The 15886-nt window shown below is 63.5% G+C and carries 12 protein-coding genes; 8 read left to right on the plus strand and 4 right to left on the minus strand.

Annotated features, from left to right (window positions below; genetic code table 11):
* Positions 1-235: 235 nt before the first annotated feature.
* The gene (glmS, locus tag B5F74_RS03270; protein ID WP_087200006.1) at positions 236-2083 is read left to right on the plus strand and encodes a glutamine--fructose-6-phosphate transaminase (isomerizing); all 1848 of its coding nucleotides are present in this window, start codon (positions 236-238) and stop codon (positions 2081-2083) included.
* A 132-nt stretch (positions 2084-2215) separates the two neighbouring features.
* Here glmS and B5F74_RS03275 read toward each other — a convergent pair whose 3' ends face one another.
* On the minus strand, positions 2216-3232 hold the full coding sequence (locus B5F74_RS03275) for a LacI family DNA-binding transcriptional regulator (protein WP_087200008.1): 1017 nt from the start codon (positions 3230-3232) through the stop codon (positions 2216-2218).
* A gap of 438 nt (positions 3233-3670) precedes the next feature.
* Between B5F74_RS03275 and B5F74_RS03280 the strand changes: the two genes are divergently transcribed.
* From B5F74_RS03280 to B5F74_RS03310, 7 genes are all read left to right on the plus strand, one after another.
* Positions 3671-4882, plus strand: a complete 1212-nt coding sequence (locus B5F74_RS03280) for a substrate-binding domain-containing protein (protein ID WP_087200010.1) — start codon at positions 3671-3673, stop codon at positions 4880-4882.
* A 100-nt stretch (positions 4883-4982) separates the two neighbouring features.
* Positions 4983-5930: an ABC transporter permease gene (locus tag B5F74_RS03285; protein ID WP_204212416.1), complete on the plus strand. Its 948-nt coding sequence runs from the start codon at positions 4983-4985 to the stop codon at positions 5928-5930.
* Positions 5931-5946: 16 nt separating this feature from the next.
* Positions 5947-7449 carry a sugar ABC transporter ATP-binding protein gene (locus B5F74_RS03290; RefSeq protein WP_087200012.1) on the plus strand — a complete coding sequence of 501 codons (1503 nt, stop codon included), beginning with the start codon at positions 5947-5949 and terminating at the stop codon, positions 7447-7449.
* Positions 7450-7462: 13 nt separating this feature from the next.
* Positions 7463-8434, plus strand: coding sequence for an ABC transporter permease (locus B5F74_RS03295; RefSeq protein WP_087200013.1), 972 nt, complete (start codon positions 7463-7465; stop codon positions 8432-8434).
* A 103-nt stretch (positions 8435-8537) separates the two neighbouring features.
* On the plus strand, positions 8538-10034 hold the full coding sequence (araA, locus tag B5F74_RS03300) for an L-arabinose isomerase (protein WP_066829129.1): 1497 nt from the start codon (positions 8538-8540) through the stop codon (positions 10032-10034).
* A gap of 93 nt (positions 10035-10127) precedes the next feature.
* Positions 10128-11735 (plus strand): FGGY-family carbohydrate kinase, encoded by a 1608-nt coding sequence (locus tag B5F74_RS03305; RefSeq protein ID WP_204212418.1) that lies wholly within the window; start codon positions 10128-10130, stop codon positions 11733-11735.
* Between the two features lie 114 nt (positions 11736-11849).
* Positions 11850-12560 carry an L-ribulose-5-phosphate 4-epimerase gene (locus B5F74_RS03310; protein ID WP_066829120.1) on the plus strand — a complete coding sequence of 237 codons (711 nt, stop codon included), beginning with the start codon at positions 11850-11852 and terminating at the stop codon, positions 12558-12560.
* Between the two features lie 283 nt (positions 12561-12843).
* Here B5F74_RS03310 and B5F74_RS03315 read toward each other — a convergent pair whose 3' ends face one another.
* From B5F74_RS03315 to B5F74_RS03325, 3 genes are all read right to left on the minus strand, one after another.
* Positions 12844-14322 carry an ATP-binding protein gene (locus B5F74_RS03315; RefSeq protein WP_087200015.1) on the minus strand — a complete coding sequence of 493 codons (1479 nt, stop codon included), beginning with the start codon at positions 14320-14322 and terminating at the stop codon, positions 12844-12846.
* Between the two features lie 119 nt (positions 14323-14441).
* A complete protein-coding gene (locus tag B5F74_RS03320) occupies positions 14442-14894 on the minus strand; it encodes a C-GCAxxG-C-C family (seleno)protein (RefSeq protein ID WP_087200017.1) in 453 nt (150 codons plus the stop codon).
* 97 nt (positions 14895-14991) lie between these two features.
* Positions 14992-15885 (minus strand): LysR family transcriptional regulator, encoded by an 894-nt coding sequence (locus B5F74_RS03325; protein ID WP_087200019.1) that lies wholly within the window; start codon positions 15883-15885, stop codon positions 14992-14994.
* Position 15886: the final 1 nt, after the last annotated feature.

Raw genomic sequence — 15886 nt, forward strand, 5'->3', positions numbered from 1 at the left:
GTGTATCACGACCGGTATTGAAGCGTTTTAATGGGTTGTTTGGGGACGGGTTCGTTCCAACCCATCGGCAGCCGCGTAAGCGGCCGATGGGTTGGAACGAACCCGTCCCCAAACAACCCATTACGTTACTGGTATGTTACATAAGGTACCAGTTGGCGAGAGAGGGGCGCGCGTCCCATACAATGAGCTGTCAGGCGTGATAAACCCCCTCGGGATGAATCGAAAGGATTCGGCTATGTGCGGAATTGTCGGCTACACCGGTCTCGATACGGCGAAAGACGTTCTCATCACCGGCCTGAAGCGATTGGAGTACCGCGGCTACGATTCGGCGGGCGTGGCGCTCGAGCGCGCGGAGGGCGACGGCTGCGTGGTGGACATCGTGCGGCGCGTGGGCAAGGTCGCGGGTCTCGAGTCGGAGCTCGCGCAGAGGGATGACGCATCTACCTGCGGTATCGGCCACACACGGTGGGCCACGCACGGCGTCCCGTCGGTCGCCAACGCGCATCCCCACGCGAGCTGCGACGGGCGCATCGCGGTGGTGCACAACGGCATCATCGAGAATTTCGCCGAGCTGCGAGCCGACCTCGAGGCGCGCGGGCACGTGTTCTCGAGCCAGACCGACACGGAGGTGTTCGCGCACCTGATCGAGGAGGCCTACGCAACGACGCACGACCTCGCCGCGGCGGTGCGGGCGGCGTGCACGCACGTGGTGGGCGCCTACGGCCTGGCGACGGTGTGCGCCGATGAGCCCGGCGTCATCATGGTGGCGCGAAAGGACAGCCCCATCGTGGTCGGGCGCGGGGAGCGGGGCAGCTACGTGGCGTCCGATGTCATCGCGCTCATCGACGCGACGCGCGACGTGGTGGTGCTCGAGGACGGCCAGTTCGCGCGGCTTGCGCCCGAGGGCATCGAGTACACCGACGCCGAGGGGCGGCGCATCGAGCCTGCGGTCACCCATATCGACTGGGATATCGATATGGCCGAAAAGGGCGGGTATCCCGACTTCATGCTCAAGGAGATCTACGAGCAGCCGCGCGTGGTGCGCGACACCCTGGTGGGCCGCCTCGCACCCAACGGCGAGCTGGATATCGACGAGCTGGGCCTGTCGTTCGAGGAGCTCAACGTGATCGACCGCATCTACGTGATCGCGTGCGGCACGAGCTACCATGCGGGCCTCATCGCCAAGAACCTGATCGAGAGCTGGGCGCGCATCCCGTGCGAGGTCGAGGCGGCGAGCGAGTTCCGCTACCGAGACCCCATCATCACGCCGTCGACACTCGTGGTCGCGGTCTCGCAGTCGGGCGAGACGGCCGACACGCTCGCCGCCATCCGCGACGCGCGCATCAAGGGCGCCAAGGTGTTCGGCATCACGAACGTGATCGGCAGCCCGGTGGCGCGCGAATCCGACGGCGTCATCTACACCAAGGCCAACAAGGAGATCGCGGTCGCCTCGACCAAGAGCTTCATCGGCCAGATCGTGAGCCTGACGCTGCTGGCGCTGCTGCTCGGGCAGGCGAAGGGCCGCCTGACGACCGGGCAGGTCCGCATGCTGTTCCACGAGCTGGGCGACACCTCTGCGCAGATCCAGCGCATCTTCGACACGCAGCTCGACGCCATCCACGATGCGGCGTGCGCATGCCAGGGCGCTCAGTCCGCGCTGTTCGTCGGGCGCGGCATGGGCGCGGCCATCAGCTACGAGGGCGCGCTCAAGCTCAAAGAGGTGAGCTACCTGCACGCCGAGGCCTATGCGGCGGGCGAGATGAAGCACGGGCCGATCGCCCTGATCGAGCCGGGCTTCCCGGTGATCGCGGTGACGACCAAGAGCCCGACGTACGACAAGGTCGTCTCCAACCTGAAGGAGTGCGAGGCCCGCGGCGCACGCATCATCGCGCTGGCGACCGAGGGTGATGAGGACATCAAGCGGATCGCCGACCATGTGATCTACATCCCGCCCGTCCGCGACGCGTTCTCGGCGATCACGGCGAGCGTGCCGCTGCAGCTGCTCGCCCGCGAGGTCGCCCTCATGCGCGGCTGCAACGTCGATCAACCGCGCAACCTCGCCAAGAGCGTCACCGTGGAGTAACGCGGCCAGCAGGCAGTGCAAATCGGGGACGTACCTTCCGCGTGCATACATGCACGCCGCAGGTACGTCCCCGATTTGCAAAAGTGCACGCGGAAGGTACGTCCCCGATTTGCACGGAGTGGGGTCGCGGCCTTATAGCAGGGAGCGGACGCTCTCGCGCTCGATGAAGGTCGTGCTCATGTGGGTGACGCAGGTGTAGGCCTTGGGGTGCTCGACCTGCTCGATGAGCTTGCGCACCGCGATGCGGCCGAGGTCGGTGCGGGGGATGTGCACCGAGGTCAGCCCCGGGTGCACGATGCTGGCGAACTCGACGTCGTCGAAGCCGACCATGGAGATGTCGCCGGGGATGTCATAGCCGCATTCGGCAAGCGCCTTCATGGCGCCGACGGCCAGCGCGTCGTTCTCGGCGAAAAACGCCGTGGGCAGCTCGGGATCCGTCTTGAGCCAGGCGAGCATGTCGTGGTAGGCGCTTTCCATCTTGTCGGTGCCGAGCGACACGCGGAACTTGTCCTGCGGCACCGCGCCGACCTCGGCGAGCGCGCGCTCGTAGCCGCGCTCGCGCAGCGGGAAGTTGCGGATGCGCAGCTTGCCGGCGAGATAGCCGATCTGGCGGTGCCCCATGCGCACGAGGTAGCGCACGGCGCGGTAGGCCGACCCCTCGTTGGAGAACAGGATCGACTCGATGAAATGGTTGTCGCTCTGGCCGTCGACGAGCACAAGCGGCACGGGGCAGTGGGCGAACAGGTCGTAGTCGTTTTGCGTCATCTCGGTGCCGAGCAGGATGATGCCGGAGGTCGGGTCGCCCATGATCTTGGCGAGCTCGTGCTCGCGCGCCGCGCAGTCGGCGAGCTCGACGGTGGTGTAGGAGACGGTCAGGCCGTGGTTGCGCGCCTCCTCCTCGACGCCGTTGACCACGGCGACGCGAAACGAGCCCTCGTCGAGCATGCGTCCGGAGTTGCGGCCCATGACGAACTGGACCTGGCGGAGCTTCGTGGTGCGGCGGTACCCGAGGTCGGCCGCCACGCGCCTGATCTCCGAGGCGGTCTGGTCGCTCACGCCGCGCTTGTTGTTCAGGGCGTTGGAGACGGTGGCGGGGGAGTAACCCGTCCGGCGGCTGATCTCGCGAACGCTTATCTTCGAGGACGGCATGGGGCCTCCCGAGAACAAAACATTTACTAAACACTTGGCAGTGTACTCCCAAATCAAGCCAAACAGTTCGAAAGCCGTTTAGCTTCCTGTGAACGGTAGGTAAACAGTTTTGCCGGTAATCGGATGGCGCGAGCGGTGCAATCCATCGCTGATGCTTTCGGAGGTGTTCAACAAATGACCTCCTTAAAGTGGCAAATTTCAAATGCCGTTCGCCAACGGATTGCTACCGTTCACAGTTTGGACCACCACAATATACGGTCATCGTCATATAAATGTTTTGTCGATGTTTGGTGAACTGTTTGGCAAAGTTTATTAAGCGTTCGTTCAGCAAACATCCTCACCGATCGGGCGGAGACGCCCATTAGGCATACAGGCTGCAAGGCCTATAGTTTTCCGGCGTGCGGGAGAGCGCGCTGGGGTGTATGGAAGGGGTATTCCATGAAAGAGGTTTCGAGGCGCGACTTCGTCAAGTTGAGCGCAGCTACGGCCGGTCTCGGTCTGACCGCTGGCGCGCTTGCGGGCTGCGATGACGGCGCTGCCGGCGGTTCCGGTTCCGGCGGCGGCTCCGGCGAGAAGATTAAGATCGGCGTCTCCATCTGGAGCTCCACGGACGCTCTGGGCTCCCTGTCCAAGAACATTCTGGACAAGGCCGCCGGCATCCTCGGCATCGAGCTGTCCTACGTCGACCAGGGTCACGTCTCCGAGCAGGTTACCGCTTCCATCGAGACCCTCTGCGCCGCTGGCTGCCAGGGCATCGTCGTCTGCAACTCCGCTGACTCCGAGATGCAGGCCGCTATCTCCACCTGCGACCAGAACATGGTCTATCTGGCTCAGTTCTATCGCATCATCAGCGAGGAGAACAGCCCCGAGGTCTACGCCACCGCTCAGAACTCCCAGTACTACGTCGGCGCCGTCCACGAGGACGAGGTCGGCAACGGCGAGAAGCTCATCGAGCTCCTCACCATGGACAACCCCGATGCCTTCGAGGGCATCCAGAAGGGCGCTCGCAACATCTGCCTCGAGGCTTGGACCGTCGGCGACGCCACCTTCCAGCAGCGCTGGATCGGCTACCAGAACGGCGTCGACAAGTGGAACAAGGAGCACGCTGACGATCCGGTGACCATGACCGAGCCGGTTTACGCCAACACCTCCTCCTCCGAGGGCGCTAAGGTCACGCAGCAGTTCGTGAACAACAACCCCGACATGGACGCCCTGATCGTCGCCGGCGGCGGCGGCGACCCGCTGGTCGGCTCCATCGGCCAGCTCGCCAACATGGGCCTCACCGGCACCATCCGCGTTGCCTCCACCGACTTCCTCGAGGACCTCAAGGAGCAGCTCGAGACCGGTGGTATGTACTGCGAGTCCGGCGGTCACTTCTGCGACCCGCTGTACGCGCTGCTGCTCGTCTACAACGCCATCCGCGGCAAGGAGGACTACGTCCCTGTCCAGGGCGAGTTCGGCAAGGACATCCAGTTCCCGTACGTCTTCGTGTCCTCCGTGGCCGAGTACGAGAACTACGAGAAGTACTTCGTCGACGACGATCCGTACAACGACGATGAGATCAAGGAGCTCGCTGACATGAGCTACGACGACCTCAACGCCGCCGCCACTTCGCTGTCCATCGAGGACGTTATGGAGCGTCACGGCTAATAGCACACCGTGCCATCTTCCTGAAGCAGGGGGGTAAGTTCCCTTACCGGAGCTTGCCCTCCGCTTTCACGCTAGCCATCACCATTGGAAGGAGAGGTGTATGGACGCAATCAAAAAGCTTCAGCAAAGCCAGTGGTTTGGCGTGGGCTTCCTCGTCATCCTCACGGTCATTTGCTGGGCGATCTTCAAGGTGCTGCGCCCCGAGACGTTTGGCTCGCCTACCCAGATCATGACGTATCTTCAGAGCGCGCTCATCTACGCCGTCGGCGGCTGCGGCATGTACTTCATCGTCACGCAGGGCCTGTGGGACTTCTCCATCGGCTCCGTGCTCGTGCTTTCCTGCCTGCTTTCGATTGGCTTCAGCCAGATGTTCGGCCTCGTGGGCCTCGTCGTCGCCCCGATCATCTGCGGTATTCTGCTGGGCTTCTTCAACGGCCTCGCCTACACGGTCCTGCGCATTCCGTCGCTGATCGTCACCACGGGCCTGTCGCTCATCTATGAGAGCTTCAGCGTGTTCGCCTCCAACTGGGCCGGCACCCGTCTGGACGCCGACTACAACATGTTCGGCTCCTATCCGTACAACGTGATCCTCGCGCTCATCGCGTTCCTGCTGTGCGGCTTCATCCTGAAGTACACCAAGGTCGGTACCTACATCAACGCTATCGGCACCAACGAGCTCACCGCTAAGAACATGGGCGTGGACGTCGACAAGTACAAGTTCATCGCGTTCGTCCTGTGCTCGGGCTTCGTGGGCGTCATGGCCGTCCTCTACATCGGCTACGGCACCGCTCAGACCCCGATGACCAACATGCTTTCCCAGTCCCTGAACTTCACCCCGCTCATGGGCGCGTTCTTCGGCCTGGCCTTCAAGAAGTACGGTCATCCCGTCGTCGCCATCGTCATCGGCGAGCTCATCATCTCCATGATGTTCGCCGGCTTCGTGGCGCTCGGCATGCCCACGACCATCAACAACGTCGTCACCGGCGCCACGCTGCTGATCGTCGTTACCCTGACCGTCAAGCGCGTCAAGGGCGCTGTCGTAAAGTAAAGGAGGGATACGCACCATGTCAGACAAACTGTTGCTTCACGCTGAGAAGATCGACAAGAAGTTCGGCCCCACGCACGCTGTCAAAGAGGTGTCCCTCGACTTCTACGCTGGTGAGATTCACGCCCTGATCGGCGAGAACGGCTCCGGCAAGTCCACGTTCACCAACATGCTCACGGGCATCCTGCCCATCGGCAGCGGTACCTTCACCCTCGACGGCGAGCAGATCGCCCCGAAGAACCAGGTCGACGGCAACCACCACGGCGTGGCCGTCATCGTCCAGGAGCTCGGCACCCTGAACGGCCTAACCGTGGCCGAGAACCTCTTCCTCGGCGACGAGGGCCGCTTCATGAAGCACGGCATCAAGAACACCGCCGCCATGAACAAGAAGGCCCAGGAGCTGCTCGACGGCTTCGGCCTGTCCAAGGTCCGCGCCACCGCGCCCATCGAGAACTACAACTTCGAGGAGCGCAAGATCATCGAGATCCTGAAGTCCACGTGGTTCGACCCCAAGATCCTGGTCGTCGACGAGACCACGACCGCCCTTTCGCAGGACGGCCGCGACAAGCTCTTCGAGGTCATGCGTGACGTGCGCGCCAAGGGTCACTGCGTGATCTTCATCAGCCACGACATGGCTGAGGTCCTGAGCATGTCCGACCGCATCTCCATCCTGCGCGACGGTGACTTCATCACCACCATCAACGCCAGCGATGTCGACGAGGACAAGCTGAAGACCCTCATGGTCGGCCGTGAGATGGGCGATAACTACTATCGTACCGACTACCCCAACTACGCGACCGAGCCGCAGGGCGAGATCGCCATCATGATGCAGAACGTCTCCGTCCCCGGTTCGCTGAACGACGTGTCGCTCGAGCTCCACAAGGGCGAGATCCTGGGCATCGGCGGCCTGTCCGAGTGCGGTATGCACGAGGTCGGCAAGGCCATGTTCGGCGCGTCCTACGACCGCACCGGCACGGTTCAGCTGGGCGACGGCACGCCGATCGACAGCATCAACACCGCCATCAGCAACTCCATCGCCTACGCCTCCAAGGACCGCGACAACGAGTCGCTGCTCATCAACGACACCATCCAGGACAACATCACGCTGCCCTCGATGCGCGACATGGGCTTCATCCTGAAGCAGAAGGACCTCAAGGCGTTCGCCAAGAAGTACGCGGACATCATGTCCACCAAGATGGTCGGCGTCGACCAGTACGTCTCGGCGCTGTCCGGCGGTAACAAGCAGAAGGTCGTTCTGGCCCGCTGGCTGGGCAAGCAGTCCGACATCCTGCTGCTCGACTCCCCGACCCGTGGTATCGACATCGGCGTCAAGGCCGACATCTACCAGCTGTTGGCCGAGATGCGCAACCAGGACAAGGCGATCCTCATCATCTCCGAGGAGATCATGGAGCTCATCGGTATGTGCGACCGCATTCTGGTCATGAAGGACGGCAAGATCAACGGGCAGCTCTTCCGCAGCCCCGAGCTTACCGAGCAAGACATCATCGCGAAGATGATTTAAGGAGGCGAAACAGATGGCTTCTACCAATACCAAGGCTGTTGCCGAGACCCAGGAGAAGAAGTTCGACTGGCATCAGATCAAGAGCCTCCTGCCTATCATCAGTTTCGTTGCGATTGTGGCGATCTTCGCCATTCTGACCCGTGGCGCGCTGATCACCCCGCGCAACATCACGCTGATCATCTCCGGCGGCTTCACCCTCATGATCGCCACCGTGGGCGTGTACATGATCATGTCCATGGGCTGCCTGGACTTCTCCCAGGGTTCCATGATGGGTCTGTCCTGCGCCGTGGTCTGCTTCCTGTCGCAGTACAATCCGATCCTCGCCATCGTCGGCGGCATGGCCACCGGCGCCCTGATCGGCCTCATCAACGCGATCTTCCACGTTAAGGGCCAGGTCCAGTCGTTCGTGGTCACGATGTGCATGATGTTCCTGCTTCGCGGCGTCATCGCCTACATCACCACCGCGAGCCCGGTGTACGCTGCCAGCTACCTGACGGCGCTCGCCACCAACACGCCGCTGCTCATCGGCATCGTCGTCGCGGTGCTCGTCATCGCCTACCTGGTGCTGCATTTCACCGCCCTGGGCTCCAACCTCAAGGCCATCGGTGCTTCCGAGACCGGTGCCCGCTTCGCCGGCATCAACGTCCAGCGCACCAAGATCATCATCTACGTCGTCGCTGGCGCCATCACCGGCTTTGCCGCGCTCATCAACGCCATCCGCATCGGTTCGGTCACCTCGCAGGCCGGCAACATGCTCGAGACCCAGATCCTCATCGCTCTGGTTCTGGGCGGCATGCCCATCAACGGCGGCGCCCGCTCCCGCTTCTCCAGCGTGGTCACCGGCGTCCTGTCCTACCTCGTGCTCCAGCGCGGCCTCGTGATGCTTGGCTTCACCACCGAGATCCAGCAGCTGATCCTCGGTATCGTGTTCGTCATCATGGTCGCCGTCTTCTCCGAGCGTGCGGCTAACCAGGTCATCAAATAGCGACTCGCGGGGGCCGGGCGTACCGGTCCCCGCTTACCGCGTTGGATGCACCTGGCATCATCCCGTTTTGTCTATAAGGTTCTAGAGCAAGGAGAAAAACGCTATGCTCGAGATCAAGAAGTACAAGTTCTATTTCTGCCCGTGCACCCAGGACCTGTACGGCGACGAGGTGCTCCAGCATGTCGCCGAGCACTCCGCTGAGGTCGTGGCTGCGCTCAACGCTTCCGACAAGGTTCCCTTCGAGGTCGTGCTCAAGCCCAATCTGCTGACCGCCGACGTCATCCAGGCCACCTTCAACGAGGCCAACATGGATCCCGAGTGCGCCGGCATCATCACCTGGGCCCACACCTTCTCGCCCTCCAAGAACTACATCGCCGGCCTGCGCGATCTCCGCAAGCCGCTGTGCCAGTTCGCGACGCAGTACAACGAGGAGATCCCGTACGACACCATCGATATGGACTTCATGAACGAGAACCAGGCCGCCCATGGCGAGCGTGAGTTCGGCCATATCTTTGCCCGTATGCGCTGGAACCACAAGGTCATCTTCGGGTACTGGCAGGACGAGGCCGCCCTGGCCGAGCTGGGCCAGTGGCAGCGCGTCGCGGTCGGCATCAACGAGAGCCGCAACATCCGCGTGTGCCGCTTCGCCGACACCATGCGCAACGTCGCGGTGACCGACGGCGACAAGATCGAGGCCCAGCAGGTCTTCGGCTGGACTGTCGACGCGTGGCCCATCAACGACCTCACCCCGTACGTCGACGCCGTCACGCCCGAGGAAATCAAGGCTCTGACCGACGAGTACTACGACACCTACGAGCTGGTGCTCGACGGCCGTGACCCGGAGGAGTTCCGTCGTCACGTCGAGGTCCAGGCCCAGCAGGAGATCGGTATCGAGCGCTTCCTGGTCGACCACAACTACAACGCCTTCTCCGATCACTTCGGTGACCTGGGCGGCCTGAAGCAGCTCCCGTCGCTCGCCATCCAGCGCCTCATGCAGAAGGGCTACGGCTTCGGCCCCGAGGGCGACTGGAAGACCCCGGCTATGGTTCGCCTCATGAAGGTCATGACCGCCGGCGACCCCAACGCCAAGGGCTCCGCCCTCATGGAGGACTACACCTACAACCTGGTCCCGGGCAAGGAGGGCATCCTCGAGTCCCACATGTCCGAGGTCGACCCGTCCGTGGCCGAGGGCAAGATCGCGATCCGCGCCACGCCGCTGTCCATGGGCGACCGTGAGGATCCGGCTCGCCTGATCTTCACCGCCAAGACCGGCCCCGCCATCGCCACCTCCCTCATCGACCTGGGCAACCGCTTCCGCCTGATCATCCAGGACGTCGACTGCAAGAAGGTCGAGAAGCCCATGCCGATGCTGCCCACCGGCACCGTGTTCTGGACTCCGCGCCCCAACCTCAAGGTTGGCACCGAGGCCTGGATCTACGCCGGCGGCGCGCATCACACCGCGTTCTCCTATGACCTCACCGCCGACCAGATGGTCGACTGGGCCGACGCCATGGGCATCGAGGCCGTCGTCATCGACGCCAACACCAACATCCGCGACTTCAAGCGCGACCTCAAGCTCGGCGAGGTGTACTACCGCTAAGGGGATAGAGGGGCCCTCCCTCGCGTTCTCGCTACGTATCGGCCGCGTCCCGCCCCGTCGGGGCGCGGCCTTCCGTTTTTAAGGAGAGGCTATATGGCCATGACGAACGAACAGATTGTTGCCGATATCGAGTCCGGTGCGACTGCGTTGGGCATCGAGTACGGCTCGACCCGCATCAAGGCGGTGCTTGTGGCGTCCGACAACGAGCCGATCGCCATCGGAGCCTTCGACTGGGAGAATTCCCTGGTCGACGGCTATTGGACCTATAGCGAGGACGAGATCTTCGCGGGTCTGGCCGCCGCCTACGCCGCGTGCAAGGCCGATGTTGCCGAGAAGTACGGCGTGACGCTCAAGAAGGTCGGCGCGCTGGGCATCTCCGCCATGATGCACGGCTACCTGCCGTTCGACGCCGAGGGCAACCTCTTGGTGCCGTTCCGCACCTGGCGCAACACCACCACGACCGAGGCCGCCCACGAGCTGTCCGAGCTCTTTGCGTTCCACACCCCTGAGCGCTGGAGCGTCTCCCACATCTACCAGGCGATCCTGGGCGGCGAGGAGCACGTGGACAAGATCGACTTCTTCACCACGCTTGCCGGTTTCGCCCACTGGCGCCTCACCGGCGAGAAGGTGCTCTCCATCGGCGACGCCTCCGGCATGTTCCCCATCGACTCCGAGACGCACAACTACGACGCCGCCATGCTCGCCAAGTTCGACGAGCTCGTGGCTTCCAAGGGCGTTGCCTGGAAGGTCGAGGACCTGCTGCCCAAGATCATGGTCGCGGGCGAGTGCGCCGGCCATCTGACCGCCGAGGGCGCGCGTCTGCTCGATCCGGACGGCGACCTGGAGCCCGGCTGCCCCGTCTGCCCGCCCGAGGGCGATGCCGGCACCGGCATGATCGCCACGAACTCCATCGCTCCCCGCACCGGCAACGTGTCCGCCGGCACCTCCGTGTTCTCCATGATCGTGCTCGAGCACGCGCTGAAGGACGCCGCGATGCCCGAGATCGACCTCGTGACCACGCCGGTCGGCGATCCCGTCGCCATGGTGCACTGCAACAACTGCACCTCCGACATCAACGGCTGGGTCAACCTGCTGTGCGACTTCGCCTCGCTCATGGGTGCCGACGTGGACAAGGGCGACGCCTTCGTGAAGCTCTTCAACGCCGCGCTCGACGGCGATAAGGACGCCGGCGGCCTCGTGTCCATCCCGTTCATCTCCGGCGAGACCGTCATGGGCGTTCAGACCGGCTATCCTTTGGTCCTGCGCGGTCAGAACTCCAAGTTCAGCATCGCCAACTTCATGCGCATGAACATCATGGCAGCCTTCGGCGCGCTGGCCGCTGGCAACGAGGCGCTGCGCGCTGAGGACGTCAAGATCGACAAGCTCTACGGCCATGGCGGCATCTTCAAGACCCCGAAGGTCGCCCAGAGCCTGCTTGCCGCGGCGCTCGAGGCCCCGGTGACCGTCATGGCCACCGCCGGCGAGGGCGGCGCGTGGGGCCAGGCCGTCGCCGCCGCCTACATGGCGTGGCACGAGGACGGCGAGAGCCTTGCCGACTACCTCAACAACAAGGTCTTCGCCGACATGGAGGGCACGACCATCGAGCCTGATCCTGCCGACGTCGAGGGCTACCGCGCGTTCCTCGCCACCTTCAAGAAGGCCAACGAGGCCGAGAAGGCTGCTGAGCGCGCCTTCGCGTAACCGTTTTTCGCCACCCCTTCTAGCGGTCGCCGGGCGGGACGCACCGAGCGCCCGGCGACCGTCCTTCCGGGATGCGGAGCGATCCGCATCCTTTGCGAGAAAGGATATTCGCTCATGATGCTCAAGGAGCTTCGCGAGAAGGTCTATGAGGCCAACATGGACCTTCCCAAGCATGGTCTGGTTGTCTTCACCTGGGGCAACGCCTCCGAGTTCGACCGCGAGAGCGGCCTGTTCGTGATCAAGCCCTCCGGCGTTGACTACGACAAGCTTTCGCCCGAGTCCATGGTCGTGTGCGATCTGGACGGCAAGGTCGTCGAGGGCGACCTCAACCCGTCTTCTGACACGCCCACCCACGCGTACCTGTACCGCGAGTGGGGCGACAAGATCGGCGGCGTGGTGCACACGCATTCCGCGTGGGCGGTGTCGTGGGCGCAGGCCGGCCGTGACATCCCGGCGTACGGCACGACCCACGCCGACTACTTCTACGGTCCCATCCCCTGCATGCGCGGTCTGACCGAGGAGGAGATCGAGGAGGCCTACGAGCTCAACACCGGCAAGGTGATCGTCGAGGGCTTCGCCGAGCGCGATATCGACCCGGTCGCCGTGCCCGCGGTGCTCGTGCGCAACCACGGCCCCTTCACCTGGGGCAAGGACGCCGATGCAGCCGTGTACCACGCGGTCGTGCTCGACGAGGTCGCCAAGATGGCCGCCCGCACCGAGATGCTGCAGGACGGCGTGGCTCCCGCCCCGCAGTATCTGCAGGACAAGCACTACCTGCGCAAGCACGGCCCCAACGCCTACTACGGCCAGGGCGGCGCTCACTAACATATACGCCAGGCACGAGGGCCCCGCACGGGGCCCTCGGCATGTCGGTGGGGTGGGGCTCGCGGGGCGCTCTCCACGACGCCTGCGCGCCGATGACACAGGGCGGACCGTTTGACACGCTAAAGGGGGTTCATAAAACCAGTTTGCGTGCCAAACGGTCCGCTCTGTGTCATCGGGGTCTGCTCATGCGCTTCGCCGGGTCGCACGCATCTCCATCGCCTCCGGTCTGGGTAGACCGGCAAGATACCGCAGTTCGCGGGCGTGCCGGGTTTCCTGCTGCACTTCACGCCAAGAGGTAGACCGTTTGGTTGCTTGCCCCCTCGGTGTGGATCAAGCCCTCGGCGACCATCGCGCTCAGCAGACGCTTCGCCTTCGTGCTGCCGACCCCGAGAGCCTCCTGTATCTCGATACGCTTGGATGGGCCGTGCATTTCGATGTAGCGCAGCACCCGCTGACGCTCTCCTGAAGGGGTTGCAAGGGTAGCGGGGCCGCTCGCTGTGGCCGAATCGGCAAAGGCGGATGCGGTCCCAAGCGGCACGACCAGCTTCGTGCAGTCAGGGTCGTACGAGACGCGCATGGTCGGCGGTTCCGCCTGCGCTTGGCGGCAGGCGCGCTGTATGGCATCAAGGCCGCTGCCTGCGCGCTCGCATGCTGCCAGAAGGCTGAACATCTTCATGAGCGTCGGGTTGCGCGTGTCGGAGATGCCTCCCTGCAGGGCGACTTCGACGGGCACGCGCATGTCGCCCGGGTTGGAGAATTCCACGCGGTTACGGTACTTCTGGACAACGACTGGCCTTCGACCCAGGTAGTCAGCGTGAATGAGCGTATTGAGGAGCCCCTCGCGCAGGGCGTCGTGCATGGGCGTGCTCTCGATGCGAAGCTGGTTGCTATCGAGTCCGAATGGCTTTTTGAGGTCCGCCGTGAGGCGGTTCGAAACCTTGAGCCAAAACTCGAAGACGTTTCCGCTCCAATCTCCGCTGTTGCTTACGAGGCGATCACTCCACCGCGCGGCGCCTTCTTCGTATACCTCCCTATAGTCAAGAAAGAACGACGGAAATGCGCGAACGATTTCGTGCTCGTAGCCGAACATCAATAAGCCGGCGCGTGTGAGTCGGGGCCCGCTGGAGCCTACGGGCAATCCTGCGGCACCAATCTTGATGAGGAAGCCCTCGTCGGGCAGTTCATTCCAAGGATGATTGGGGCGCAAGGACGACAACATGTTGCGATACGAGGCGAGCGTATCGGGACTGACCGATTCGGTTGTGATTTCATCGAGCGGGAGGGTGTCGAGAGGGGACGGGCTTGCATCGCGAACCATGGCTTGATAGCTTTCGGGGCTGCAGCGGTAGTCACCCTCACCGTTTCGACGATAGGTTCCGCTCAGCGGGTTTCCCCCAACGAATACGGGGCGGAGCTCTCGTGGGGCTCTTGGAACGGAAATGACGAGAATGTCGACAGGCCCTTCGGGGCCCTCGAGCGAGTCGATTCGGACATCGTATGAGGTGAGGATGTTGATGCTTACGCGGGTTGGGTTGTTGACGGTATTCCAGAAATCCCGCTCGAGACGATCGGGATGAGCGACTCCTATGGGATTCAGTGATCCGTCTGGCCCCTCATCGATTCCGAGCAGTATGGTGCCGCCATCGGAATTCGCGAAGGCGGAATACGTTTCCCAGATGCTTTTTGGTAGCCCGCCTTGCGCTCGCTTGGCTTCGAGGCGGGCGTTTTCGCGAAGATGCGTGAAGTCGGATAGCTCTGCCATGAAATGCTCCGTTCGGCAAAATGGGAGGCATTTGGCAGTATAGCATGTGGGGAGTCCGGACGCGTCCGGACGCGTCCGGACGCGTCCGGACTCCTATGGAAGCCTGCTTGTGCTGTTCGCTACGCTTCAAGTCGGACGCCAAGCTCGCGGCAGAGGATGCGGGCGGTCTCGGCCGCCGCGAGGGCGCAGTGCGCTTGGCATTGGGCGATGCGCTCCGGGCTCGTCCACTCCAGGCCGCGCGTGAGGATGCGGCAGCAGGGCGTATGCTTGCCGGTTCCTGCGCAAAACGCGTCGTGCAGCTCGGCGGCAACCGGTTTGGTGCGCTCCTTGGTTTCCAGCATGAGGCCCAGAAACGCCACACCGCCGGCCAGCGCACCGCAGATGCAGCCGGAGCCTCCGACGCCTTTGCCCATGCCGGCGCCCATGGAGACCACGGAACGCGGGAAGTCCGGCTCAAAGACATCCCACAGCGCGGCGATGACCGATTCTCCGCAGTTCATGTGGTCCGGTCCGGGACGATTGTTTGCCTTCGCCGCCGACTCGACGGCGCTGATGCTCACGCAGTCGCGCATGGGGTTCTCCTATCTCGATGGATGCCAGGGCAGTGACAATGCTGCCACAACAATACTCCTTCTGCCGCCGGGGACCTGTCACGCGGCGGGGTGGTGCTCAAGCTGTCGTCGAAGCATAGGCCTGCCAGGTGCGGGCCAAGGCGCGGTAGCGATCCGCGAACAGGCTGCCGCGCTGCCAGATGAGCTCGAAGTGGTGCTCGATAGACACGTCGGCAGGCGTGACGTCGGCAAGCTCGCGATGAGCAAGCTCGCTCTCCACGGCGGCGCGGTACAAAAACGAGACACCCGCTCCGGCTCGCACGCACGCCTTGATGGCGGGGATGCTCGCCAGCTCGATGATGCCGGCAAAGTCGCGCACGGACAGGTTGCGCACGGCGAGATACCGCTCGAGGATCTCGCGCGTGCCCGATCCGGGCTCACGCAGGATGATCCGTTGCCCCAGCAGGTCCTCAAGGCGCGTGGCATCGAGTGCGTGCCGGGCGATTGCGACATAGGGCTCGCATGAAAAGACGACATGATCAAAGCGCGCGCGATCGAACGAGCCTTCCACCAGCGCGAAGTCGATAGCTCCGGCTTCGATCTGGTTCAGCAGCTCCGCGGTGTTCTCCACCTGCATGAGTATCTGGTCGTCGGGGCGACAGGCCAGATGTTTTGCCAGGATGCGCGGCGCCACGTAGTCTGCGACGGTGCGCGTGCACCCGAAGCGCAAGGGTGCGCGCACGGCGGCGTTTTCGTTGAGCGAGCTGAGTTCGCGCTGCAGCCGCTCCTCGTCGTTGGCCATGGCGCCAAGCGCACAGAACAGCTCGTCGCCGGCAGGCGTCGGCTCGATGCCTCGCCCGGCTTTTACAAAGAGCGCACAGCCGTATTGCTGTTCGAGCTGGCGGATGTGCTGGGACACGGCGGGCTGCGAGATATGCAGTTCCTCGGCGGCGCGTGTGTAGCTGCGCTGCCGGCAGACTTCCAAAAACGTGTAGGCGCGGTAGTCGAGCATC

The sequence above is a fragment of the Collinsella sp. An271 genome (assembly GCF_002159695.1).
GTDB classification, from domain to species: domain Bacteria; phylum Actinomycetota; class Coriobacteriia; order Coriobacteriales; family Coriobacteriaceae; genus Collinsella; species Collinsella ihumii.

Coding starts and splice junctions, on each gene's coding strand:
- glmS (WP_087200006.1), top strand. CDS start 236: ATGTGCGGAATTGTCGGCTACACCGGTCTCGATACGGCGAAAGACGTT.
- B5F74_RS03275 (WP_087200008.1), bottom strand. CDS start 3,232: ATGCCGTCCTCGAAGATAAGCGTTCGCGAGATCAGCCGCCGGACGGGT.
- B5F74_RS03280 (WP_087200010.1), top strand. CDS start 3,671: ATGAAAGAGGTTTCGAGGCGCGACTTCGTCAAGTTGAGCGCAGCTACG.
- B5F74_RS03285 (WP_204212416.1), top strand. CDS start 4,983: ATGGACGCAATCAAAAAGCTTCAGCAAAGCCAGTGGTTTGGCGTGGGC.
- B5F74_RS03290 (WP_087200012.1), top strand. CDS start 5,947: ATGTCAGACAAACTGTTGCTTCACGCTGAGAAGATCGACAAGAAGTTC.
- B5F74_RS03295 (WP_087200013.1), top strand. CDS start 7,463: ATGGCTTCTACCAATACCAAGGCTGTTGCCGAGACCCAGGAGAAGAAG.
- araA (WP_066829129.1), top strand. CDS start 8,538: ATGCTCGAGATCAAGAAGTACAAGTTCTATTTCTGCCCGTGCACCCAG.
- B5F74_RS03305 (WP_204212418.1), top strand. CDS start 10,128: ATGGCCATGACGAACGAACAGATTGTTGCCGATATCGAGTCCGGTGCG.
- B5F74_RS03310 (WP_066829120.1), top strand. CDS start 11,850: ATGATGCTCAAGGAGCTTCGCGAGAAGGTCTATGAGGCCAACATGGAC.
- B5F74_RS03315 (WP_087200015.1), bottom strand. CDS start 14,322: ATGGCAGAGCTATCCGACTTCACGCATCTTCGCGAAAACGCCCGCCTC.
- B5F74_RS03320 (WP_087200017.1), bottom strand. CDS start 14,894: ATGCGCGACTGCGTGAGCATCAGCGCCGTCGAGTCGGCGGCGAAGGCA.
- B5F74_RS03325 (WP_087200019.1), bottom strand. CDS start 15,885: ATGCTCGACTACCGCGCCTACACGTTTTTGGAAGTCTGCCGGCAGCGC.